Below are 22,189 nucleotides of genomic sequence, written 5' to 3'. Positions count from 1 at the left end.
CCAGGTCAGCGCGACCTGACGAAGTACTACTAGGAGATCGCCAGATGAACAAGGAAAAGGCGCTCCGCAGGCAGGAGAACGCCGAGCGCGCGACCGTGGCGCGGTCCGGGCTCGGCGTCGTGGCCGGGATCGTGGTGATCTGGGTGGTGCTGCGCTGGATCAGACACGGTTAGGCGTGTCCACCAGGAGCGACTTCTCGCGGTCGTGCTGCCACTCCACGAGAAGCGCGCTCGCGTCGTCCTGCAGCCGCCCGTTCTGGTGGTCGAGCACCGTGCGCATCAGACGCCGCAACGTCTCGGGTGCGAGACAGCCGTCGGCCTCGCGCCGGATCACGAAGTCCGCGAACCGGCGCAGCCCGAACTGGCGGCCGTGGACGTCGCGGGCCTCGACGATGCCGTCGGTGTAGAAGAGCAGCCGGTCGCCGGGTTCCAGGTGTTCGTGGCACAGCACGGGCGCTCCTGGCAGCTGGAACCCCATCGGCGGCGCGGGACGGCACCGGAGCTGCCGCAGCCAGCGGCCCTGACGGATCACCAGCGGCGGCGGGTGCCCGCGGTTCACCCAGCTCAGCACACCCGTGTGGAAGTCGAGCTCGGCGAGCACGCCCGTGGCGAACCTCCGCCCGCCGAACTGCTCGCCGATCACCTCGTCCACCGCGACGCTGGTGTCGACGAGGTTCGCACCGCGGCGCCGGTTGCTGCGGCACGTGCCCGTCGCCAGGGCGACCGTCAGCCCGGCGGACTGGTCGTGGCCCATCGCGTCGAAGATCGACATGTGCACGACGTGGCCTTCGATCGCGTAGTCGATCGCGTCGCCGCCTATCTCGTAGGCCGGCTCCAGCACGGCGGTGAGCACCAGGTTGTCCGTGGCGAAGGTCAGCGGCGGCATCAGCGGCCACACCACCTCCGCGGCCACGGCCATCGGCTTGCTGCGCACGAGCCGCTGGTAGGTGTCGCTGTGCGGGCGTTTGCTCACCAGCATCAACGCCACCAGCGAGGACAGCGCCCGCACGTGGTCCACTGTGGACTCCGAACGGTCCGGCGCGGCGACTCCCAGGACCCCGATGCGTTCCGTGCCGTCCAGCAACGGGATCCAGAAGTGCTGCGTCCCGTTGCGCGCGGTCGCGACCAGCGTGTGGTCGCGGAACGCCCGGCCCGCGAGACTCGCGTCCACGGGGAACCTGCGCGTCTCGGCCGGGTGCACCGCCACCAGCGTCTCCTCGCGCAGGTCCGCGAGCAGGATCAGGACCTCCGACAGCCCGACCGCGGCCGCACGCTGCCCGACCAGCTCCGGCAACCGCTCCAGGGTGGCGAGGTGGCTGTCCTCGAGCAGGTTCGCGAGCATCGCGTACGCGGAGTCGTCCGTCGGCGTTCCTCCTCAGATCCTCTGGGAGATCCTCTACGAGATCCTTTGTGGACGGATCACGCCGGGTCGGCCACCGCGAGCGCGTCCACGACCGTCGGCCGCACGCCCAGTATGCCCGTCAGCTCCAGCACCTGCAGCGGTCGCAGCACGGCAGGCGAGCTGGCGACGACCATCAGCGCGCTTCCCTTGCGCAGGCACAGGTCCTGGTGATCGAGCAGCAGCCTGATCCCGAAGGCGCCGAGGAAGTCCACCTCCGTCAGGTCCACCACCACGGGAGCCGGTGGGTCGACCGAGCTCACCGCCCCGTCCAGGCAGCCGGACAGCTCGCCGGCCGTCACCTGGTCCAGTTCACCGGCAAGGCGCACGACGACGGCGTCGCCCACGGTCTCAGTGGTGGTGCGGAAGGGGACATCGTCATCGGTGCGCATGCGGCAACCTCTCGCTGGACGGCTCGACCGTCACACGGGCTGCCTGCTCAACCCCGTCAGACCGTAGCGCAGTCCAGGTCCGGCTGCGGATCGGCCACCAGGTTCCCCCGGATGGACGACGAACCGTGAGCGTAGGATCGGTCGCCATGCGGACGTCAGGTGTCACCGACGTGGTCGTCGGGTTGCACCCGAACGACCACCTCTGCTGGCCCTTCGACGACTTCGCCGAGTTCCGCGCGCGGGCGGCGGAGTTCCTCGTCGACGGCCTCGAGCAGGGGCAGCGCGCGTGTTACGTCGCTCAGGGTGACGACCTGGAAGCAGATCTGGTGGCGCAGCCCGTGCTCGCGGAGGCGTTGCGGGACGGGCGGGCCGAGGTGATCTCGCTGGAGTCGCGCTACGGCACCAGCGCCACGGTGACGCCGGAGGAGCAGGTCGACGCGTACGCCACGGCGACGCGGGCCGCGATCGAGGACGGTTTCGCCGGGCTGCGGGTGGCCGCGGACGCGACGGCGCTGGTGCGCACGCCGGACTCGCTCGACGCGTTCTGCCGCTACGAGCACCTGATCGACAGGTACATGACCGCGGAACCGTTCTCCGCCATGTGCGCCTACGACCGCTCCGAGCTGCCGGAGCCGGCGGTCACCCGGCTCAGCACGCTGCACCCGGTCAACAACACCGCGTCGGCACCGTTCCGCCTGCACGCCACGACGGACGGCATCGCGCTCGACGGCGAGGTCGACTGGGTGAGCCACGACCTGTTGTCGCTCGCGCTCGAGAGCACCGAACCCGATGACGGCGAGCTGCGCGTCGACACCACCGGACTGAGATTCATCGACCACCACGGTTTGCTCGCGCTGCACGGGTATGCGCGCGCGAACGAGGCGACGCTCGTGCTGCGGTCCGAGAAGTCGGCGCTGCCACGCCTGATCGCGATACTCGGGCTGGACGACGTGGACTGCGTGCGATGACGGGCTTTTACCACGAGACCGCCTTCTACGGCTCCGACGACGACTTCCTGGCGATCGCGGTGCCGTTCGTGGAGGGTGGCCTGCGCGACGGTCAGCCGACGATGATCGCGTGCGCGCAGAAGAACACGGCTCTGCTGAGGGACGCGCTGGGCCGCGAAGACGCCGTCACCTACCTGCCGGGCGCCGACCAGTACTCCCGCCCTGCCGACGCGATCGCCAGCTATCGCGACATCTTCGGCAAGCACTCCCGGCAGGGCGCGACCCAGATCCGCACGGTCGGCGACGTGCCGCACCCCGGCTACGGCGTGCCGTGGGACTGGTGGGGCCGCTACGAGAACGCGGTGAACCAGGCCTTCGCCGAGTTCCCGTTGTGGGGCCTGTGCCCGTACGACACCAGGACCACCCCGCCCGAGGTCCTCGCCGACGTCGCCCGCACCCACCCCTACGTCGCCGCGGCGTCCGGCGAACATCTGCCGAATCCCGGCTTCGGCAACGGTTCACCGCTCAGCAACCCCGTTGCCGACGTGCTCGAACAGGGCTCGCCGCGGGTCTCGCTGGTCGACCCGACGCCCGCGGCCGTGCGGGAGGCGGTCAGCGCGGCGATCACGGGCACCGAGCTCACCGAGGACAACGCGCACGACATCGTGTACGCGGCCAGCGAGATCGTCACGAACGGCCTGAGCCACGGCGTCGCACCGGTGCGTTTCCGGCTGTGGGCGGACGATTCGCGCGTGGTCGTGACGGCGACCGACGACGGACCGGGCCCGTCGGATCCGATGGCCGGCCTGATGCCGACCACGGCCACCCGGTCGGCAGGGCTCGGGCTGTGGATCCTGCACCGCACGTGCGACTACGTGTCCATGGGGCGCGACGAGGACGGGTTCACGGTCCGGGTCAGCGTCGGCGGTTCCGGCCACACGTAAGGAAGATCGTCCGGCACGTCCGGGAAGTACCGCCGGTAGTGCTCGGGATCCTTGCGCACCAACGCCGACTGGTGACTGCGGTGCAGCTCCTCGTCGCCCAGCCAGCTCGGCAGGTCGCCGGCCACCGCCAGTTCGGCCTGGCCGCGCACCACCGTGATGTCCCTGGCCCGCGCCAGATCCGACCGCATGGTCGCCTCGCACGTGTCGAGGAAGCCGGCGGCCCGCCACACCGCGCAGATCTCCAGCCCGTACCGCACGAGCGCTTCCTCGTACCCGGCCCACATCTTCACCGCCGGATGGTGCCGCCAGCCGTGGCCGGGCACCACGAGAGCGCGCTGCACCTGCAAGGTCTCGACGCGTTGCTTGCCGAGCCTGCGACGGTCCAGCACGCGGGCCGTGGCGGCGAAGTCCGGGTAGGGCAGGAAGGTCTGCATCTACAGCACGTAGCGCGCCGCCTGGGCGGCCTGCGCCTGGTCGACGTGGACCTCGTACCGCTGCGCCTGCAGCGTCATGACCGCCTGCAGCGTCATGACACTGGAGAAGTCCCGGTGCCCGCGCGTGCTCCAGTGCGCGACGAACCCGAAGACAGCGCCCCAGAACGCACCGATCAGCAGGCTGATCAACAGCAGGTACAACCATCCCGCACCTGCGGTGAACAGCCCGAACAGCAGCCCGATCAGCACACCGAACCACGCACCGCCCGCCGCACCGGACGCCGCCGCCCGGCCTCGTGTCATGCGCCCGGTGACCTGCTCGACGGTCCGGACGCCCTCGCCGACGATCCGCACGCTCTCCACCGGGAAGCCGTCGTCCGACATCCGGTCGACGAGCCGCTGGGCGTCGGCGTAGTCGGAGAAGCTCGCCAGCAGGCTCGACTCGGTCACCCTCTGTTCGATTTCCACACCGGACGGCTACCCGCGAGCACGGCGGGCAAACAGCGCGCCGATCGCGAGAAGCACCACACCCGACGCGAGAAAGCCCAGGTCGTAGACCAGTTGATCAGGTCCTGGGCGCACGTGGTGGATGCCGAGGACCTGGTGGTCGACGACCCCTTCGACCAGGTTGAACACGCCCCACCCGGCGAGGATCCCGCCCAGCAGCACCCGTTCCGGCAGCGGTGCGCGCCGGTTCAGCAACGCCACCCCGACCAGCACGATGACCAGGCACAGCAGGTGGAACAGCCCGTCACCGATCATCATCAGGTGCACGTCGGAGCTCGGGTACCAGCCGGACAGCATGTGGTGCCATCCGAGCAGCTGGTGGATGACGATCCCGTCCAGGAAACCGCCGATTCCCACGCCCAGCACGACCGCCGCGATCATCCGGTCACCGTCCGCACGAGCAGGAAGATGTTCAGCGCGGAGATCACCAGAGCCGCCCCCGCACCCGCCGCGGTCACCCCGCGCCGGTTCGCCGACGCGCCCATCACGTCCCTGCGCCGGGCCAGCAACACCATCGGCACCAACGCGAACGGGATGCCGAACGACAGCACGACCTGGCTCAGCACCAGCGCTTTCGTCGGGTCCACGCCGAACGCCAGCACCGCGAGCGCGGGCGCCATCGTCACGAACCTGCGCAGCCACAACGGAATCCGGCGGCGCAGCAACCCTTCCATCACGACCTGGCCGGAGTAGGTGCCGACGCTGGACGCGGCGAGCCCGGACGCCAGCAGTGCCAGCGCGAACGCCAGTGCCGCACCCGGCCCTAGCAGCTGCCCGAGCCCGGAATGCATGTCCTCCAACGACTCCCGCGGCGCACCGGCCTGGTGGAACGCACCGGCCGCCACCACGAGCATGCTCACGTTCACCATCGCCGCGATGCCCAGTGCGACGACGATGTCGGTGCGGCTGGCCCGCAACACGCCCCTGACATCCCCCGGCCGGTGGTGCTTCTGGGTCAACGCCGAGTGCAGGTAGATCACGTGCGGCATCACGGTGGCGCCGAGCATGCCGGTCGCGAGCAGCACGCTGTCCACGCCCTCGAACCCCGGGATCAGCCCGGCCGCCGCTCCGGTCAGCGGGCCGAGGTTCAGGGTCTGGTAGAGGAATCCGCCGAGCACGATCGCGAGCAGGCCGATGATCACCGACTCGAACCGGCGCCGTCGCAACGGTGCCAGCGCGAGGATTCCGAACGACACCACCGCGGTGATGCCGGCCGCGGGCAGCAGCGGCACGCCGAACAACAGGTTCAGCGCCACCGCCGCCCCCACGAACTCGGCGAGGTCGGTGGCCACGGCCACCAGCTCCGCCTGCACCCACAAGAGGCCGGCCACCGGCCGCGAGTAGTGCTCGCGGCACAGTTCCGCGAGGTTGCGGCCGGTCACGATGCCCAGCTTCGCCGACTGGTACTGGACGAACATCGCCAGCAGGCTCGCACTGACGATCACCCACAACAACAGGTATCCGTGCGCCGCGCCGCCCGCCATGTTCGTCGCGAAGTTGCCCGGATCGACGTAGGCGACCGCGACGACGAACGCGGGCCCCATGACGACGGCGGCCGACCGGACGCGAGCTGGCACCGTGATGCCGGCCATCAGCACACCATCCTCACGTGAGCTTGCGGATCGCCTTCTCGATCAGCCCGAGGTTCGCCGGGCTGGTGGCGTACAGCAACGGGTCCGGCGTCGGCGCCGTTCCCTTGCCGCCCAGCGGTTCGGGCTTCATCACGTACTCGAAGTCGTGCACGCCGTCCGGTGCGGTGCCCGACGCCCAGCCGCCCTCGGCGCCCGCGGGACCGTCGGAGTTGTGCCAGATCGTGCTCGCGTGCTCGGCGTACTCCTCGTCGAACAGCGCGCTCGGTGAGATCGGGCCTTCGAGGCCGTCCTCCTGCAGCTCCTCGATCGCGGCGAGCCACATGTTCTGGTGCGCCGTGTCGCGCGCGAGGTTGAACTTCAGCATGTCCCGCACGCCGGTGTCGTCGGTCATGTTGTAGAGCCGTGCGGTCTGCAACCGGCCTTGCGCCTCGGCCGCGACGTTCGCGCGGAAGTCGGCCATGAGGTTGCCGCTCGCCACGATGAACCGGCCGTTCCACGGCACGCCGTTGCTGTCGGACAGCGTCGGCCCGCCGCCGCTCACGATCGCCTGCTGCGGATCCATGCCGCCGATCACCGCCGCGATGACGGGGTCGTCGGCCACTGCCTGGGCGGTCACCTCGGACGGCGCGCCCTCCAGCAGCCGCGCGACCATCGTCGCGAGCATCTCGACGTGGCCGATCTCCTCGGTCGCCACGTCCATGATCAGGTCCTTGTACTTGCCCTCCATCCGGCAGTTCCAGCCCTGGAACAGGTACTGCATGGTCACGGTCATCTCGCCGTACGCGCCGCCGATCAGCTCCTGGAGCTTGCGCGCGTAGTGCGCGTCCGGCCGGTCGGGCTTGGCCTCGAACTGCAACCTGCTGGTGTGCAGGAACATCTCGCCTCCCTTGGGTCTGCCGGGAAAGCTAGGCAGCGCCCGTGACCCGCGCGGCTCAGCCGGGCCACGCCCGCGACACGACCGCGTCACCGCCGCTGGTCAGGACGGAGCAATTTCGTGCGCGAGTGTGTGAGCCCGCAACAACCGGGCACCCGGCGAATCCTTGGTCTCCCAGGCGGTTCGGCAGGTGACTCTCATGACGCGGTTGCACATCCAGCTGCTCGGCGGCTTCCGGTTGGACTGCGACTACACGGACGTCCACGTCGTGCCCGGCGCACGCAGGCTGCTCGCGCTGCTGGCGCTGCGGGACTCGCCCGTGCCGCGCCAGGTCGCCGCCACGCTGCTCTGGCCGGACACCACCACCCGGCGGGCCGGCGCGTGCCTGCGTTCGTCGTTGTGGCGGCTGGTCAAGCCGTCGACGCCGCTGGTCGTGGTCAACGAGGACACGCTCACGCTCGGCCCGCACGTCGAGGTCGACTTCCGCCGTGCGTGCGCGTTCGCCGCGGCACCCGGTGCCAGTCCGGAGGCCGTCGGGATGCTCAAGGCGGACCTGCTGCCCGGCTGGTGGCAGCCGTGGGTGCAGGCCGAGCGCGACTGGTGGCGGCAGGCCCGGCTGCGCGCACTGGAGGCGCTCAGCGACAGGTTCCGGTCGTGCGGAGATCATCACCACGCGCATCAGGCCGCGCTCGCCGCGGTGCACGCAGACCCGTTGCGAGAGAGTGCGCACCGCACGCTCGTGGAGCTGCATCTGGCCGACGGCAACCCCGCGCAGGCCGTGCGCCAGTACCAGACCTACCGCACCCAGCTACGAGCCGAGCTGGGCATGGAACCGTCCCGGCACATCCACGAACTCGTGCGGCCTCTGCTCCGCTGAGGCCGTGTGCCATGAACGGCGCTTTCGCGTACGTCAGGTCCGCAAAAGCGCCGTTCATGGCGAGCTGAGGTCCGGGTGGTCAGCTGCCGCGTCCGGTCTTCTCCTGGAGCCGGTCGATGAGCTGCGAGGCCTCGACCTTGGTCAGCTCGTCCGGCACCTCCTCGCCCGCTTCCTGGGCGAGCGTGTGCAGGTAGGACTCCTGCGGCCCGGTCATCGGCTCGTCACCGGTCGTCCAGTCGCGCGGGTCCTTCTCCGGTGTGCGGTTCACGGTCGTCCCCTTTCATCCGAACACGCGTTCGAATACCCGGGACGTCCGTGGATCAATCACCCGCGCAGGATCACGTCGCCGGGCGTGGAGGGACGCGGCAGGACCGGCCGGGGCACGCGGGCCAGCATGCGGTGGGCGACGGTCAGCAGGGTCCGCGCTTCCATCCGCTCGCTGTAGCCGAGGTGCTCGTCCGCGGCCTCGACGCAGGCCAGGACCTGTGCGGGCACGGTGGTGTCGGTCGCGGCGCAGTCGGCCAGAGCCTCGCTCAGATACTTGCGGGCCTCGTCGAGCTCGATGTTCGTGAGCGCTGTGCACACGGCGTTGTCCAGCTTCTCCAACGCGGTCACGCGCTGCTGCTGCAGTGAGATGTCGTTCAGGGTCATCGCTCGCCTCCACAGCCGAATCCGCCGCGCCGACTGCTTGACGTACGGCGGGCGAGTACCCCCGCCCAGCGCCCTCAAACCAGGGCTTCACCGGGTTTCGTTACCGTGGCCGGATGCGTGGTGAGAACAAGGCGCGACAGTGGATCTCCGAGCTGTCCGGCCGCATCGGGGCCGGGTGGGCGGCACTCGCCGTCACGCCGGCACTGCTGGCCGAGGTCGACCAGCACGCCGCCGCGGTGCGCGACATCCTGCTGTTCGGTGTGGAGGGTGCGGGCACGATGGCCGCGGTCGTGCTGCTCGCCTCGTACGCGCGCGGGCTGTTGGAGGTCGAGCCTGAGTGGACACCCACGTCGTGGCTCGGCATCCGGTTGATGGCGGTGTGCCAGCTCGCTCACACACACGGCACGAGGCCGCTGTCGAACGAGCTGGCATAGCCACTCAGCGAACGTCCGGCCTCGTGTCGAGAACCGGGTCGTTGGCCGCCGTCTCGCGCGCGACCGTCTCCGCCTCCGCACGGGCCCGCACCGCGTCCTCGCGACCGCGCTGGTACGCCTCGGCCTGAGCCTGGGCCTGCGGCAGCTCGCGCTCCGCTCGTCCGAGCCAGCCTTCCCACCGCTGCTGCATCGGCCCGATGAGGCCACCGCCCACGCCGACGACGAGAATCCCGCCGACCGTCGCGAGCACCGCGATCAGCACCGGCGTGGTCACCGTGGTGGCGACACCGATCTGGTTCAACGCGGCGATGATGCCCAACGCCCAGATGAACACCGACGCGATGTTCGCGAGCACGTTGCCGTAGGACAGACCGCCGAGCGCGCTGCCGATGAAGTCCTTGACAGCACGGGCGATCGCCGCGGCCACCACGACGATGATGATCGCGACCGCGGCCTTGGGCAGCCACGCCACGATGGCGGTCAACAGGTCCGAGACGGGGTTCGGGCCCCACACGCCGAACGCGATCTGCAACGTGATCAGCAGCAACGCGTAGAAGACGAGTTTCGCGAGCAGATCAGAAGCGTCGTACTTGCTGCGCGAGAGCATCTGCCTGATGCCGCCGCGCTCGACGAGCCGGTCGAACCCGACCCGCTCGAGCACCTTGTCGACCAGCTTGGCCACCGCCTTGGCGACGAACCAGCCGATCAGCAGGATCAGCAGGAAGACCGCCAGCTTGGGCACGAACGTCGCCACCGCGCGCCAGGCGTCGGTCAGCCCTTGTCCGAAGTCCATGTCGAGCTCCCTTCACGGGCGCCCGACCGGGCGTCCCACCGGGCAGTACCCGGTGGGATCACCGTTCACACGACCGGCCGCAACTCCCGGTCGCTCGCCATGAGGTGCTCCCACGTCCGCCCGCGCTGACTGGGAGGCGCCGCGCCGTCCGCTGTGCACACCGGGTACACCAGACCGAAGGGAACCGGTTGATCGAACTCGTCACCGGTGTGGACGTCGACCAGACGACGCACATGTGCCATCACAACCACTCCTCACGGTATGAGCGGCTCAGCCAGCGGGTTTCGGGGATCAACGAATACCCCGCGAGCTGCGAGAACATGCGCTTCGGCATTGCGCCATCAGGGTGAACCCACTGTCCACTGTGGACTAACGGACCGAGATCGTCAGGGTGAAGATCCCGTTGTGCGGCACGGTGAGGATGAACATGCGGCGGCCCGGATAGGTCACCGTCGACGCCGGACGCAGCGAAGGATCGAGCTGTTGCGCCCAGTCGAACCGCACCACCACCCGGCCGCGGGTCAGCGTGAGACCGCGCGAGTCGAGTGCGACGGTGTCGGAATCCCTTACCACCAGAGGAATCTGTTCAGAAGCCGCCGTCGTCGCCCGCACCGATCGCGTGATCCGGTCGCCGACGGCCACCTCGGTCACCACCGAACCCGACGGCGTGCGGTACCGGAACCGGTACGGCTCACCGCCCAGGAACTCGGCTTGTTGCGGCCCGTTCGAGTCCGGCACCTGTCCCGGCAACACGGTCGCCCAGCACGCGTAGTTGTTGTTGTTCAACGACTGCACAAGTGTGCCCGCGACCGGGTGCCACAGGAACGTCAGCCCGGTGCGCGCCAGCGAGGTCGCCCGGCGCGCACCGAAGTAGCCGCCGAGATAGAACCGAGGCCGTCGCACGAACAGGAAGTCCTGCCCTTGATCACTGCGCCGCTCGGTGAAGTGCGCCTGCTGGTACGGCAGCCGCGCGATCGCCGCCGTCCGTTCGGCACGGCTCGGATACCGCTCTCCGTAGATGGCGTGCGTCAGGATCCGCGGCGAGGTGTCCGGCTTGACCAACGCCGGCACCGGCGCCGGGTCCGCTGCCCACGCGGCACGTGCGCCGGCCAGATCCTCCCGGCTGGACACGAACGCCGCCAGATCCGGGACGACCGGCACGAACTGGTTGTCGAGCGCCGTCCGTTCGGGATCGGGCCGGACGTCGGCGTAGAACTTGGAGGACGTCCGCGAGTTCGGGGCGACGTTCGAGAACCACCCGGACCCGTCCGGCTCGCGCAGCAGGTTGTAGCCGAGCCAGTCGGTGTACTTCCGGGCCATGGCAACGAGGTTCGGGTCCTCCGACTGCCGCCACGCGTCCGCGAGCTCCGGCAGCATCACCTCGAAGTTGTAGTTGGTGTCCGCGCCGCTCTCCTCGTAGAAGAACCCGGCAGGACTCTGCCCCCGGACGGCCAGCCGCGCGAACGCCTCGGTCAACCGCTGCCGCAGCACCGGATCCGGGTCCTGCCTCAACGCGAGCGCCGACCCGGCGAGTCCGGACGTGGTCTGGTTGGCCCAGGTAAGCGGCGACTGCCAGACGACCTCGTTCGAACCGTCCAGGAACCACGTCATCGCCTTGCGCAGCGACGCGCTGATCTGCGCCTGCCGCTGTGGCAGCACACCGGCTCGGCGAAGCAACGCATTGGTCTTGCTCAGGTACCCCATCGCGAACCCGGTCGCCGCCAGCGAGTGCTGATCTCTGGAGTACTCGGGCCACGACCCGTCCGAGTGCTGCAGCCCCAGGTAGTGGCCGAGCCCGGCGTCCAGCGCGGCCAGCACCTGGGCGTTGCCGCGATACGGGTTCCACGGCCGGGCCTGCGTCGCGAACCAGGCCAGTGTGTAGACGTGCTCCTGGACGCGGGCGTTGTACGAGGCGTTCGGGCTGCGCCACCAGCCGCCGCCGAAGAACCCGCTGGAGTCCATGTCGGCGACCATCGGCGAGACCAGCATCAGGTACTGCGCGAACCGCTGTTCGTCCGGTGCGAACGAGCGCCGGTTCGGCGTGACGGGTGGTGGCGCGGGCAGAGCGAGCGCCGACGACGGCAGAGCGGCGAGCAGTCCGATCGCGGTGGCACCGGTGATCAGGCTGCGACGGCTGAATGCGTTCACGGGCCTACCTCCTTGGCGCAGCACCCTCGCTCGCTCACACCAGGTCCGTCAAGATGCTAATTCGAATTATTACAGGCTTGACGACTCGCGAGCCACTGGCGCAGACTCCATGCCAATTCGAATTGGCAGGTGCTCATGGCCAAGCGGCTCACCCAGCAGGACATCGCGCGGATGGCAGGCGTCAGCCAGGCCACGGTGTCGCTGGTGCTCAACAACCGGCAGGACGGCGGTGCCCGCATCGCGCCGGAGACCCGCACACGGGTGCTGGAGGTGATCCGCCGGACGGGATACGTCGCGAACCCGATCGCCCGCAGGCTGCACGACCAGCGCAACCGCATCCTCGGCGTGTTCACCTACGAGGCGGTGTTCCCGAGCACCCGCGCCGACTTCTACCAGCCGTTCCTCGAGGGCATCGAGGAGCAGGCCGAGGAGGCCGGGTGCGACCTGCTGCTGTTCACCAGCGCCAAGGCGGCGGGCGGCAGGCGGCGGATCTTCAGCGACGACAGCAGGATCCGGCTCGCCGACGGGTGCGTGCTGCTCGGTCGCACCCTCGACCGGGGAGACCTCGCCCAAATGTTGACCGAGGGCATCCCGTTCGTGTCGATCGGCCGTCGCGACGACGCGGGCGGCCCGGTGCCGCACGTCGGCGCCGACTACCCCGCGGCCGTGTGCGACCTGGTGGACCGCGCGGTTGCGCTGGGCCACCGCAGGTTCGCTTACGTCGGTGCGGGCAAGGGCGCCGAGTCGTCCGCGGACCGGCTGCGCGGGTTCCGTGAAGCCGTTGCCGCACATGGGGTCGACGGCATCCACGTGCCGTTCACCGGGCTTGACCAGCTGCTCGGCGCAGGCGTCACGGCCGTGCTCACCGAGGAGGTCTCCGACGGTGCCGCGCTCGTCCTCGCCGCTCGCGACCGAGGCCTGTCGGTTCCCGGTGATCTCTCCGTGCTCATGCTCGGCGCGGCCACCCGGCCCGCGCCGGACGACGTGGCGCTCACCGGTTTCCGCATTCCCCGGCGCGAGATGGGACGGCGGGCGGTGCAGGCGCTGACCGAGGTCCTGGAGCGCGGATCCACACCGCAAGAACTGCTGGCCTGTGAGTTCATCGAGGGCTCGACGCTCGGGCGGGCCTGATGGAGGAACTCGTGCTCTGCCCACCCTCCCCGCACGCCCCCTCGGTTGACCTGGAGGAAGCTGTTGCCGCACAACACTGACGTCGTCGTAGTGGGCGGCGGACTCGGAGGCGTCGCCGCCGCTCTCGCACTCCTGCGGGCGGGCCGCCGGGTCGTGCTCACCGAGGAGTTCGACTGGCTCGGCGGGCAGCTGACCAGCCAGGCCGTGCCGCCCGACGAGCACAGCTGGGTCGAACGGTTCGGCGTCACCGCGAGCTACCGTGCGTTGCGCGAAGGCATCCGCGACTACTACCGCCGCCACTACCCGCTGACCCCGCGAGCGCGAGCGTGGCGGGAGCTCAACCCGGGTGCGGGCGCGGTCAGCAGGCTCTGCCACGAGCCGCGCGTCGCCGTGGCGGTGATCGACGAGATGCTGGCACCGTACCAGGGCAGCGGCAAACTCACCGTGTTGCAACCGTGCCGGCCAGTCTCGGCGCGGATGGACGGTGACAGGATCACGTCGGTCACGGTCTCGTACAACGGCTCGGAGATCGAGCTGTCCGCGCCCTACATCCTGGACGCGACCGAGACGGGCGAGCTGCTGCCGTTGTCCGGCACCGAGTACGTGACCGGCTTCGAGTCCACACTGGACACCGGCGAACCCAGTGCGCCCGAAGTGGCCCAGCCTGCCAACATGCAGGCGATGTCGGTGTGCTTCGCGATCGACCACGTCGACGGCGACCACACGATCGACAAGCCCGCGCGGTACGAGTTCTGGCGTGACTACCAGCCTGACTACTGGGGCGACCGGATGCTGTCGTTCCGCTCCCCCGACCCCCGCACGCTCAGCATCGCCGAGCGGACGTTCACCCCGAACCCGGACGACGACCCGTTCAGCGTCGTGTCGGATCAACGTCTCAGCGCCGGCGACAGCAACCTGTGGACGTTCCGGCGCATCGCCGCCCGGCGCAACTTCGTCGAGGGCGCCTACGAGAGCGACATCTGCCTGGTCAACTGGCCGATGATCGACTACTTCGAGTCGCCGGTGATCGACGTACCGGACGCGGACGCGCACATCGCGGCGGCACGTGAACTCTCGCGGTCGGTGCTGTACTGGCTGCAGACCGAAGCCGGGTTTCCGGGCCTGCGGCTGCGCGGTGACGTCACCGGCAGCGCGGACGGTCTGGCCCAGGCCCCGTACATCCGCGAGTCGCGGCGGATCAGGGCCGAGTACACGATCGTCGAGCAGGACCTCTCACTCGCCGTGCGCGGCGACAAGGGCGCCGTGCAGCACACCGATGCCGTGGGTGTCGGCATGTACCGCATCGACCTGCACCCGTCGACCGGCGGCGACAACTACCTCGACGTCGCGAGCTGCCCGTTCGAGATCCCGCTCGGCGCGCTCATCCCCCAGCGGGTCGAGAACCTCCTGCCCGCGGGCAAGAACATCGGCACCACCCACATCACCAACGGTTCCCACCGGCTGCACCCGGTCGAGTGGAACGTCGGCGAGGTCGCGGGCGCGCTCGCGGACTTCTGCCTGGCGCACCGAGTCACCCCTCGCGCGGTGCGCAACACCCCCGGCCTGCTCGCGGACTTCCAGCACCGGCTGGACCGCGACGGCGTCGAGCTCCGCTGGCCGGACGTGTCCGGTTACTAGCCCAGGGAGACAAAGATGTCACGCCTCACAGCCGTGATCCTCGCCGGACTGCTCGCGTTGACCGCGTGCAGCGGATCAGCCTCGTCCGGCCCGAAGTCGCTGCGCATGACCGTGTGGACGGCCAACGAGACGCATCTCAAGCTGCTCAACGAGATCGCGTCCGAGTACAAGGCCTCGCACCCGGACGTCACCGAGATCAAGTTCGACTCGATCCCCGCCGACGGCTACACCACCACGCTGACCACGCAGATCGCCGGCGGCAACGCGCCGGACCTGGCGTGGATCCTGGAGGAGTCCGCACCGGACTTCGTCTCGTCCGGCGCACTCGCCCCGATTCGCGGCAAGATCGAGAAGGGGGACGAGCTGACGCCTTCGGGAACGAAGCTGTGGGAGAAGGACGGCGAGCTCTACGCCTACCCGTTCTCCACGTCGCCGTTCGGGCTCTTCGTCAACACCAGCCTGGTGAAGGACGTGCCGGCGAAGTGGACCTGGGAACAGGCGATGGCGGCGGCCGCGGCGTCCGGCAAGGGCCTGGTGCTGCCGGACTTCAAGTACCAGAACTGGGCGGTGCTCTCGTCGATCTGGCGCGGCTGGGACGCCAACGCGTGGAGCGACGACGGCCGGTCGTGCGGGTTCTCCAGCCCCGAGATGAAGGCCGCGATGTCGTTCATCCACAAGGCGATCTTCACCGACAAGGCGATTCCCGGTCCCGGCACGACCGTGGACTTCTTCGCGGGCAACGCGGCGATGGCCATCAGCCAGATCTCGCGCGCGGGTGCGTTGAAGGACGCCAAGTTCACCTGGACGCTCGTGCCGTTGCCCAGCGGCCCCAAGGGTGACTACGCCGTGATCGGCCAGGCCGGCGTCGGCGTGCTGAAGCGGTCCAAGAACGCCGAAGCCGCCGCGGACTTCCTGGGGTTCTTCACCAACGAGGCCAACTCCGCGAAGCTCGCGCAGTTCTTCCCGTCGGTGCGGTCGTCCTTGCTCAACGCCCAGACGCTCGCCAAGAGCAACCCGCTGATCCGGCCGGAGCAGCTGCAGTCGGTCGTGGTCGAGGGCATCAGCAAGGGTGTGGTGAAGCCGAGCCACCAGGGCCAGGAGGAGCTGAACCAGACCATCCGCGCGGCGCTGGACCCGTTGTGGAAGCCGGATGCCGACGTGAACGCCGTGCTCGACGGCGTGTGCACGAAGATCAAGCCGTTGCTGGAGCGCAAGTGACGTTCTGGACGTATCGCAGGCGCGACAACCTGGTCGGGTACCTGTTCGTCGCGCCTGCTCTGCTCGGCAGCCTCGCGTTCGTGCTGATCCCGCTGGGGCTGGTCGGGTGGTACAGCCTCAACGAGTGGAACGTGCTCGGCGGTACGTTCGAGTTCATCGGTGCCGAGAACTACCAGCAGCTCTTGAGTGACGAGAAACTGCGGGAGTCGCTGGTCGCCACCGCGTGGTTCGCCGCCGGCCTGGTGGTGCTGAACCTGTCGCTGGCTCTGCTGCTCGCGGTGCTGCTCAACCAGAAACTGCGCGGCACCACGGTGTTCCGCACGCTGTTCTTCTCCCCCGTGCTGGTGTCGCTGGTGGCGTGGACGCTCGTGTGGCAGCTCATGCTCCAGCCGGAGGGCAGCGTGAACGGGCTGCTGGGCTTCTTCGGCGTGGACGGACCGAACTGGCTGCGCGGCGACTCCACCGCGATGGTCGCGGTGATCGTCGTGCAGGTGATCAAGAACGTCGGCCTGAACATGGTGCTGTTCCTCGCGGCGCTGCAAGGAGTTCCGGCACCGCTGTACGAGGCCGCGAAGATCGACGGCGCGGGCGCGTGGACCCGGTTCCGGCGCATCACGATCCCGTTGATCAGCCCGACGATCCTGCTCACGTCGATCATCACGATCGTGGGCTCGCTGCAGGTGTTCGCGCAGATCGCGGTGCTCACCCAAGGTGGTCCCGGCACGTCGACCACCGTGTTGATCTACTACCTCTACCAGCAGGCGTTCCAGTTCCACCACTTCGGCTACGGCGCGACGCTCTCGGTGCTGCTGTTCGTCATCGTCGCCGCGCTGACCCTGCTGCAGTGGCGGATGCGCCGGAAGTGGGTGCTGCATGAGTCGTAAAGTCTGGCTCTACGGCCTGTTGTGCCTGCTGTGCGTGCCGTTCGTGTTCCCGACGTGGTGGATGATCACCTCGTCGATGAAGCCGATCAGCGAGATCTTCTCCGAGTCGCTGCTGCCGTCGCAGTGGACGTTCTCGACCTACGAGACCGTGTTCAAGATGCAGCCGTTCGGGCAGCAGTACTGGAACAGCCTCTACATCGCGGTGATCGTCACGGCCGGCACGATGGCGGTCGCGGCACTCGCGGGCTACGCGTTCGCGCGCATCCGGTTCCCCGGCCAGAACGTGCTGTTCGTGGTGGTGCTGACCGGCCTGCTCATCCCGAGCGAGGTGACGATCGTGCCGCTGTTCCAGCTCTTCCAGTCGCTGGGCCTGACCAACACGCACTGGCCGCTGATCATCGTGCCGATCTTCGGCGCGCCGTGCGTGCTCGCGATCTTCATCATGCGGCAGTTCTTCATCGCCCTGCCGCCCGAACTGGAGGAAGCGGCGCGGATGGACGGACTCGGCCGCGCCGGGATCTTCTACCGGGTGGCCCTGCCGCTGGCCCGGCCCGCACTGGGTGCCGTCGCCATCTTCACGTTCCTGCACTCGTGGAACCTCTACCTGGAGCCGATCGTGTACCTGTCCACACCGGACATGTTCACGCTGCCGCAGGCCCTCACCCAGTTCGTGGACATCTACGGCGGTCCTATGTGGAACGTCCAGCTCGCCGCCGCGACGATGACCGCCGTGCCGATCCTGGTGGTGTTCGTGCTGGCACAGCGTCAGTTCATCGAGGGCCTCGCACACACCGGGGTGAAGGGGTGATCGATCCGGAGATCGCGGCGCTGGTCGACCTCTCCCGGCCACCGCTGACCACGGCCGGCATTCCCGAGCGACGGGCGAACAACCGGGTCGTCACCGACGCCGAGCTGACGCGGGACGGCTCGGTCACGTTCACCGAGGCGGACGCCGACGGTGTGCCCGTACTCGTGTTGCGCCCCACCGGCGATGTGCAGGGACCGCCGGTGCTGCACCTGCACGGCGGCGGGATGGTCGCGGGCACGCGCCGCTCCGACCTGCACGTGCTGGCCGAATGGGTCTCCGAGCTCGGCGTCGTGCTGATCTCCCCGGAGTACCGGCTGGCGCCCGAACACCCGCACCCGGCGCCTGTCCAGGACTGCTACCGCACGCTGACGTGGATGGAGCGCAACGGTTTCACCTCTCCTGTCGTCGCCGGTACGTCCGCGGGCGGCGGGCTGGCGGCGGCCGTGACGCTGATGGCCCGCGACTACGGCGGACCTCCCGTCAGCGGCCAGCTGCTGATCTGCCCGATGCTCGACGACAGGTGCTCCACGCCGTCCAGCCACCAGTTCCTCGACGGCACCACCTGGGTGCGCGCGTCCAACCTCACCGGGTGGACGGCGTTGCTCGGTGACGCCCGAGGCGGTCCGGACGTGTCGCCGTTCGCCGCTCCAGCACGCGCCGCTGATCTCTCCGGCCTGCCGCGCACGTACGTCGACGTCGGCTCGGTGGACGTGTTCCGCGACGAGGCCGTCGACTACGCGTCCCGGATCTGGCAGGCGGGCGGGGATGCCGAGCTGCACGTGTGGCCGGGCGGGTGCCACGGGTTCGACCAGCTGGCACCGGAAGCCGCGCTCTCGAGGCGCGCCCGCGCCACCCGGATCGAGTGGCTCAGGTCCGTGACCTGAGTGGCTTCCAGTGGCGACGGGGTGGCGAGGGCGCTCGCCTCCCCGTCGTACGGGACCTCACTTGTAACGCGGGTGGGTGGTGTGCCATTCGAAACCGCCGCCCATCCAGGCCTTGGTGCCCTTCAGGAACCGGTGCAGCTCGACCGACGGCACCGCCAGCAACCTGTCTGTTATACACATCTCTGCTGGTTGTGCAGCTCGACCGTGCGCGCGGTGGCCTCGGCGATCGAGCACTCCCGGTCGGCCGCGATCTGCAGCACCATGTTGCAGACCGGTTTCTCGTCCGCGGCGTCCTTCTCCACCGACACCAGGTCGTTGACGATCACCGACGCAGTGCCCGCGGCCGTGAGCAGCTGCCGCACCCGCGGGTCGTAGTACAACGGCGCGGGCAGCTCGTAGCCGCCGACCGCGTCGATCAGCGTCATCGACGTGTAGAACGTGTCGTGCTGCCGGGTCGCGAGGTACTGCCACGCGGGCGGGTAGTTGCCGGTGTGCCGCCACGCCGCGTAGGCACCCCAGGACACGAACATCGCGAACGTCGAGTAGCAGACCCGTTGCACCACAGTGGGTGTGCTGCGCGACGCCAGGTGCCCGATGCCGGACCGCAGTCCGACGAGCACCGGATCCGCCGCCAGCCGCTCCTCCAGCTCGACGGTGAACTCGCCGGCGGGCGCCACCGGGTCCATCGCGGCCATCGCCAGCGCCAGCCGCGGCGACAGCTCGGCCGGGATCGCGCCCATCTCGGTGTCGTCCGCGTAGAGGTCGTCGGCGGCCCACCACGCCGCGTTGAGCTTCGCGGCGATCAGCAGCTGCTCGACATCAGAGGTGTCCACGTGGGTCAGCACCGCGAGACGGCCGAACTTGCCGCCCAGGAACCGTTCCGGCTCCTCGAAACCGCAGTCCCCCGCCCACGCGATCAGCCGCTCGTCGACGGCGGCGGCCAGCAGCTCGTCCTCGCGTTCGAGCACCGGCACGTACAACGGCGGCGCCGTCCCGTCGCCCCACGGCCGTTCCGCGTAGCCGGGTTCCGGTGGCAGTTCCACGGCCTCGGGCCGCCCGAGCCGGGCAGCGGAGGTGCCCAGCCCGGACGGCCCGGTGAGGAGGTCCTTCATCAGATGCGGTCCGCCACGATCAGCAGGTAGTGGAAGCTGCCTTCCTTGTACGCGGTCAGGAACGGGTCCTCGACACCGGTCGCGACCGACGACTTGGCGCGCAGCTCCCAGTACGGGATGGTCTCCGGCGTCAGGTCGACGACGCTGATCGGCACGAAACCGTTGTCCGCCAACGCCCTGAAGTACTCGCTGCGCGGGTGGATGTTGCAGATGTAGTGCTGGTCGATCTGGCTGACCGCACGCGAACGGCCACCCGTCAGGTCGTTGTAGCAGCCGGTGATGCAGACGTACCGGCCGCCCGGCGCGATGAGCCGCGCGAACTCGCCGTACAGCTGCTGGAGGTCCACGTACATCGTGGTCTCGTTGGTCCAGATGCCGTTGAACGAGCCGGTCTCGAAGCCGGTGTCGAGCATGTTCTTGAAGTGGAACCGGACCTGGTCGGCGACGCCGCGTTCGACAGCCTGGTCGTTGGCGAACGCGACCTGCTGCTCGGAGATGCTGACGCCGTCGATGCGGGCGCCGAACCGGGCGTTGGCCATGAAGCTCGTGCCGCCGCGCCCGGAGCCGCCGTCCATCAGGTGGCCGCCGGCGGGCACGTCGCCGAACGCGTCCAGCAGCACCTCGGCCTGTGCGGTCTCGAGCCTGTGCATCTCGGCGATGATCGCCTCGTCGCCCATCCCCAGCACGGCAGGGTCGTACGCACCGAGCCCGTAGTGGTGGTGGTAGAGGCCGTCGACCTCACCGAGCTTGATGTTGACCGGGTCCTTCTCCTTGTTCCAGTAGTCCGCGACGGAACGCTGGTAGTCGGTGCGCAGAACCGGCTTCACAGTGGGGCTCGCCATGACCTGTCGTGCTCCTGTTCGTTGGAACGCTCGCTGCCGAACAGCAACCGACCTTTGCAGCTGTCGGCCCAAGCGGCGATCCGCCGTTCAGGGTTGGTTCGGACACGAATGGGTGTGCGGAATGGCGCGCTGAAGTGGGCGGGCTGACCCGAGCTACCTCACCGGTACCCCCACTTTTGTGGGTTCCGTGCGTCCATCCGGATGACAGAAGGGGCAAGATTCCACGTCGCACAGGAAAAAATCCCGGTACTCCGGACGCGAGGCCCGCTCACCCCCACTCGGGTCGCGACCGGCCCAATCGGCTCACACGATTCAGACCCGTGAGCTGCCAGGAGAACTGACCGGCGAGTCAGAAAACCGTTATTGAAAACCTTGTCAGGATTACTTTATTCAAGAATGTGAATGTTTGACACATATGCAACCTTCGACTACAAAGAAATAGCCCCGCCCTGCTGAACGAGGGTTATCAATGAAGCCGACCTCCATACCCCTGCTAAGTCTCCTCTTAATCGGTTCGCTCGCCGTACCCGTGACGACATCCACGGCCGCACCCGCACTCACCGGCCTGGATGTCTCGTCAGGCAATCGACGTTCCCCTATTTCCGGCCTGTACGACTGGTCGAAGGCGGGGTATCGCGGCAATGGCGTGCTGCCCGGAAACAATGACGTCAACCCGAGCGCGAGTTGTCAGGTCACAGCTGCCGAACTCAGTTCCCAGTTCAACGTCCGCCCGAATGACGCTGCCGACGACACCGCCGGACTGCAGGCAGCGATCGACTCGATCCGGACGCAGTGTTCCCCGAGCGCGAGCTATTCGAAGCTCAGCCTCATCACACTGCCGGCCGGTGAGCTGAAGGTGTCGCACGAGCTGCACGTGGACGCCGACTACCTGATCATCAGGGGTGCGGGCGCAACGGCAACCAAGATCGTCTACACGCCCGACGTCAACACCCGGTACGACGCACTCACGCCCGACGGCTCGGACTGGGACGAGGACGGGATGACCTACGGGCAGGGCAAGGGCGGCTGGCTGTGGCCGGGCCGGGGCCTGTTCCGGGTCCAGTCGCGCGGCGTGCATTCGAGCTATGCCAGCTACTACAAGTCCGCGCCGGCCAACCGCAAGGACATCTTCGAGGGCACGGTCAACGTGCACTGGAAGGTCGGCGCGAAGGTGGCCGCGGCCGCGAAAACCGGGGACAAGACCATCAAGGTCGCGTCCGCGAGCACCATCAAGGCGGGCATGTTCGTGAACGTCCGAGCCGCCAACTCGGTCAAGTTCTACGAGCAGCAGCAAGCGACCGGCACCGAGTGGCCGTTGCTGAACATGCACATGCGCCAGCAGATCTTCACCGTCGCCTCGGTCTCCGGCACGACGGTCACGCTCGACAAACCGCTGGAGTTCGACGTCCCGGTCAACTCCACCTCGGACGGTTCACCGGCGATTGACGGGGCGACATACGACTCCAAGGTGTCGCCGCTGGTGGACCCGGTCCGCGGTGTCGGGTTCGAGAACTTCGGCTTCACGCAGGCGATGCCGAACCTCAACCCCGCCGAGGCCGTCAACAACTACGGCAACATGGCTCCCGCCGACGAGATGCACGGCATCGTCTTCAAGTGGGCGGCGAACTCGTGGGTGAGGGGCATCCGCGCGGAGATGACCGGGTCACACCCGATCGTCACC

At 68.8% G+C, this 22,189-nt stretch carries 23 protein-coding genes and 2 pseudogenes; 11 read left to right on the top strand and 14 right to left on the bottom strand.

Translation table 11 applies throughout. The annotated features are described in order from the left end of the window. Positions 1 to 159 precede the first annotated feature (159 nt). Complete coding sequence (locus UK23_RS41355; protein ID WP_045317269.1) at positions 160 to 1,341, bottom strand: PP2C family protein-serine/threonine phosphatase; 1,182 nt, start codon at positions 1,339 to 1,341, stop codon at positions 160 to 162. 77 nt (positions 1,342 to 1,418) lie between these two features. After that, a complete protein-coding gene (locus tag UK23_RS41350) occupies positions 1,419 to 1,790 on the bottom strand; it encodes an STAS domain-containing protein (protein ID WP_045317268.1) in 372 nt (123 codons plus the stop codon). Between the two features lie 146 nt (positions 1,791 to 1,936). On the opposite strand from UK23_RS41350, the gene UK23_RS41345 reads away from it, so the two are divergent. Both UK23_RS41345 and UK23_RS41340 read left to right on the top strand, forming a co-directional pair. Next, positions 1,937 to 2,758, top strand: coding sequence for an MEDS domain-containing protein (locus UK23_RS41345; RefSeq protein ID WP_045317267.1), 822 nt, complete (start codon positions 1,937 to 1,939; stop codon positions 2,756 to 2,758). Continuing rightward, a complete protein-coding gene (locus UK23_RS41340) occupies positions 2,755 to 3,681 on the top strand; it encodes a sensor histidine kinase (RefSeq protein ID WP_045317266.1) in 927 nt (308 codons plus the stop codon). The genes UK23_RS41345 and UK23_RS41340 overlap by 4 nt, the downstream gene beginning before the upstream one ends. Here the strand turns inward: UK23_RS41340 and UK23_RS41335 are convergent. From UK23_RS41335 to UK23_RS41315, 5 genes are read right to left on the bottom strand one after another with little or no spacing between them, the layout of a single operon-like run. Next, positions 3,609 to 4,115: an MSMEG_6728 family protein gene (locus UK23_RS41335; protein ID WP_045317265.1), complete on the bottom strand. Its 507-nt coding sequence runs from the start codon at positions 4,113 to 4,115 to the stop codon at positions 3,609 to 3,611. The two genes, UK23_RS41340 and UK23_RS41335, sit on opposite strands and share 73 nt — an antisense overlap. Then, positions 4,116 to 4,583, bottom strand: coding sequence for a general stress protein (locus tag UK23_RS41330; RefSeq protein WP_045317264.1), 468 nt, complete (start codon positions 4,581 to 4,583; stop codon positions 4,116 to 4,118). Between the two features lie 9 nt (positions 4,584 to 4,592). After that, a complete protein-coding gene (locus tag UK23_RS41325) occupies positions 4,593 to 5,003 on the bottom strand; it encodes a DUF2243 domain-containing protein (protein WP_045317263.1) in 411 nt (136 codons plus the stop codon). Then, entirely contained in the window at positions 5,000 to 6,214 is a 1,215-nt protein-coding gene (locus tag UK23_RS41320) for an Nramp family divalent metal transporter (protein WP_045317273.1), read from the bottom strand. The genes UK23_RS41325 and UK23_RS41320 overlap by 4 nt, the downstream gene beginning before the upstream one ends. A 13-nt stretch (positions 6,215 to 6,227) precedes the next feature. Further along, positions 6,228 to 7,091 carry a manganese catalase family protein gene (locus UK23_RS41315; protein WP_045317262.1) on the bottom strand — a complete coding sequence of 288 codons (864 nt, stop codon included), beginning with the start codon at positions 7,089 to 7,091 and terminating at the stop codon, positions 6,228 to 6,230. A 196-nt stretch (positions 7,092 to 7,287) separates the two neighbouring features. Here UK23_RS41315 and UK23_RS41310 point away from each other — a divergent pair, with 196 nt between their 5' ends. Further along, on the top strand, positions 7,288 to 7,965 hold the full coding sequence (locus tag UK23_RS41310) for an AfsR/SARP family transcriptional regulator (protein WP_045317261.1): 678 nt from the start codon (positions 7,288 to 7,290) through the stop codon (positions 7,963 to 7,965). 79 nt (positions 7,966 to 8,044) lie between these two features. Here UK23_RS41310 and UK23_RS41305 read toward each other — a convergent pair whose 3' ends face one another. Next, entirely contained in the window at positions 8,045 to 8,233 is a 189-nt protein-coding gene (locus UK23_RS41305) for a DUF3072 domain-containing protein (protein ID WP_045317260.1), read from the bottom strand. Positions 8,234 to 8,289: 56 nt separating this feature from the next. Further along, entirely contained in the window at positions 8,290 to 8,616 is a 327-nt protein-coding gene (locus UK23_RS41300; protein ID WP_045317259.1) for a hypothetical protein, read from the bottom strand. Between the two features lie 113 nt (positions 8,617 to 8,729). Here UK23_RS41300 and UK23_RS41295 point away from each other — a divergent pair, with 113 nt between their 5' ends. Further along, positions 8,730 to 9,050: a DUF6401 family natural product biosynthesis protein gene (locus tag UK23_RS41295; RefSeq protein WP_045317258.1), complete on the top strand. Its 321-nt coding sequence runs from the start codon at positions 8,730 to 8,732 to the stop codon at positions 9,048 to 9,050. Positions 9,051 to 9,054: 4 nt separating this feature from the next. Here UK23_RS41295 and UK23_RS41290 read toward each other — a convergent pair whose 3' ends face one another. The 3 genes from UK23_RS41290 to UK23_RS41285 form a co-directional block, all read right to left on the bottom strand. Then, on the bottom strand, positions 9,055 to 9,843 hold the full coding sequence (locus tag UK23_RS41290; RefSeq protein WP_082115401.1) for a mechanosensitive ion channel family protein: 789 nt from the start codon (positions 9,841 to 9,843) through the stop codon (positions 9,055 to 9,057). 65 nt (positions 9,844 to 9,908) lie between these two features. Beyond that, positions 9,909 to 10,085 carry a hypothetical protein gene (locus UK23_RS53260; protein ID WP_196778116.1) on the bottom strand — a complete coding sequence of 59 codons (177 nt, stop codon included), beginning with the start codon at positions 10,083 to 10,085 and terminating at the stop codon, positions 9,909 to 9,911. 127 nt (positions 10,086 to 10,212) lie between these two features. Continuing rightward, a complete protein-coding gene (locus tag UK23_RS41285; RefSeq protein WP_045317257.1) occupies positions 10,213 to 11,991 on the bottom strand; it encodes a hypothetical protein in 1,779 nt (592 codons plus the stop codon). Between the two features lie 135 nt (positions 11,992 to 12,126). Here UK23_RS41285 and UK23_RS41280 point away from each other — a divergent pair, with 135 nt between their 5' ends. The 6 genes from UK23_RS41280 to UK23_RS41255 all read left to right on the top strand — a co-directional run bounded on the left by UK23_RS41280 (position 12,127) and on the right by UK23_RS41255 (position 18,554). After that, entirely contained in the window at positions 12,127 to 13,122 is a 996-nt protein-coding gene (locus UK23_RS41280) for a LacI family DNA-binding transcriptional regulator (RefSeq protein WP_045317256.1), read from the top strand. Positions 13,123 to 13,185: 63 nt separating this feature from the next. Next, entirely contained in the window at positions 13,186 to 14,760 is a 1,575-nt protein-coding gene (locus UK23_RS41275; protein ID WP_231114910.1) for an FAD-dependent oxidoreductase, read from the top strand. A gap of 15 nt (positions 14,761 to 14,775) precedes the next feature. Then, positions 14,776 to 15,978 carry an ABC transporter substrate-binding protein gene (locus UK23_RS41270; RefSeq protein WP_045317255.1) on the top strand — a complete coding sequence of 401 codons (1,203 nt, stop codon included), beginning with the start codon at positions 14,776 to 14,778 and terminating at the stop codon, positions 15,976 to 15,978. Next, positions 15,975 to 16,862 carry a carbohydrate ABC transporter permease gene (locus tag UK23_RS41265; RefSeq protein WP_231114909.1) on the top strand — a complete coding sequence of 296 codons (888 nt, stop codon included), beginning with the start codon at positions 15,975 to 15,977 and terminating at the stop codon, positions 16,860 to 16,862. The genes UK23_RS41270 and UK23_RS41265 overlap by 4 nt, the downstream gene beginning before the upstream one ends. Beyond that, entirely contained in the window at positions 16,852 to 17,670 is an 819-nt protein-coding gene (locus UK23_RS41260; RefSeq protein ID WP_045317253.1) for a carbohydrate ABC transporter permease, read from the top strand. Before UK23_RS41265 ends, UK23_RS41260 begins: the two co-directional genes overlap by 11 nt. Next, complete coding sequence (locus tag UK23_RS41255) at positions 17,667 to 18,554, top strand: alpha/beta hydrolase (protein WP_045317252.1); 888 nt, start codon at positions 17,667 to 17,669, stop codon at positions 18,552 to 18,554. The genes UK23_RS41260 and UK23_RS41255 overlap by 4 nt, the downstream gene beginning before the upstream one ends. A gap of 57 nt (positions 18,555 to 18,611) precedes the next feature. Here the strand turns inward: UK23_RS41255 and UK23_RS41250 are convergent. Together UK23_RS41250 and UK23_RS41245 are read right to left on the bottom strand one after the other, a co-directional pair. Continuing rightward, a pseudogene (locus tag UK23_RS41250) lies at positions 18,612 to 19,666 on the bottom strand (family 2 encapsulin nanocompartment cargo protein terpene cyclase). Beyond that, positions 19,666 to 20,508: a geranyl diphosphate 2-C-methyltransferase gene (locus UK23_RS41245; protein WP_045317251.1), complete on the bottom strand. Its 843-nt coding sequence runs from the start codon at positions 20,506 to 20,508 to the stop codon at positions 19,666 to 19,668. The pseudogene UK23_RS41250 and the gene UK23_RS41245 overlap by 1 nt, the downstream one beginning before the upstream one ends. Before the next feature lie 646 nt (positions 20,509 to 21,154). Here UK23_RS41245 and UK23_RS41240 point away from each other — a divergent pair. Next, a pseudogene (locus UK23_RS41240) lies at positions 21,155 to 22,189 on the top strand (hypothetical protein); the annotation flags it as partial.

Origin of the sequence: Lentzea aerocolonigenes, assembly GCF_000955955.1 — a bacterium.
Classification (GTDB): domain Bacteria; phylum Actinomycetota; class Actinomycetes; order Mycobacteriales; family Pseudonocardiaceae; genus Lentzea; species Lentzea aerocolonigenes_A.
This window is presented reverse-complemented; position numbering and strand designations above follow the sequence as displayed.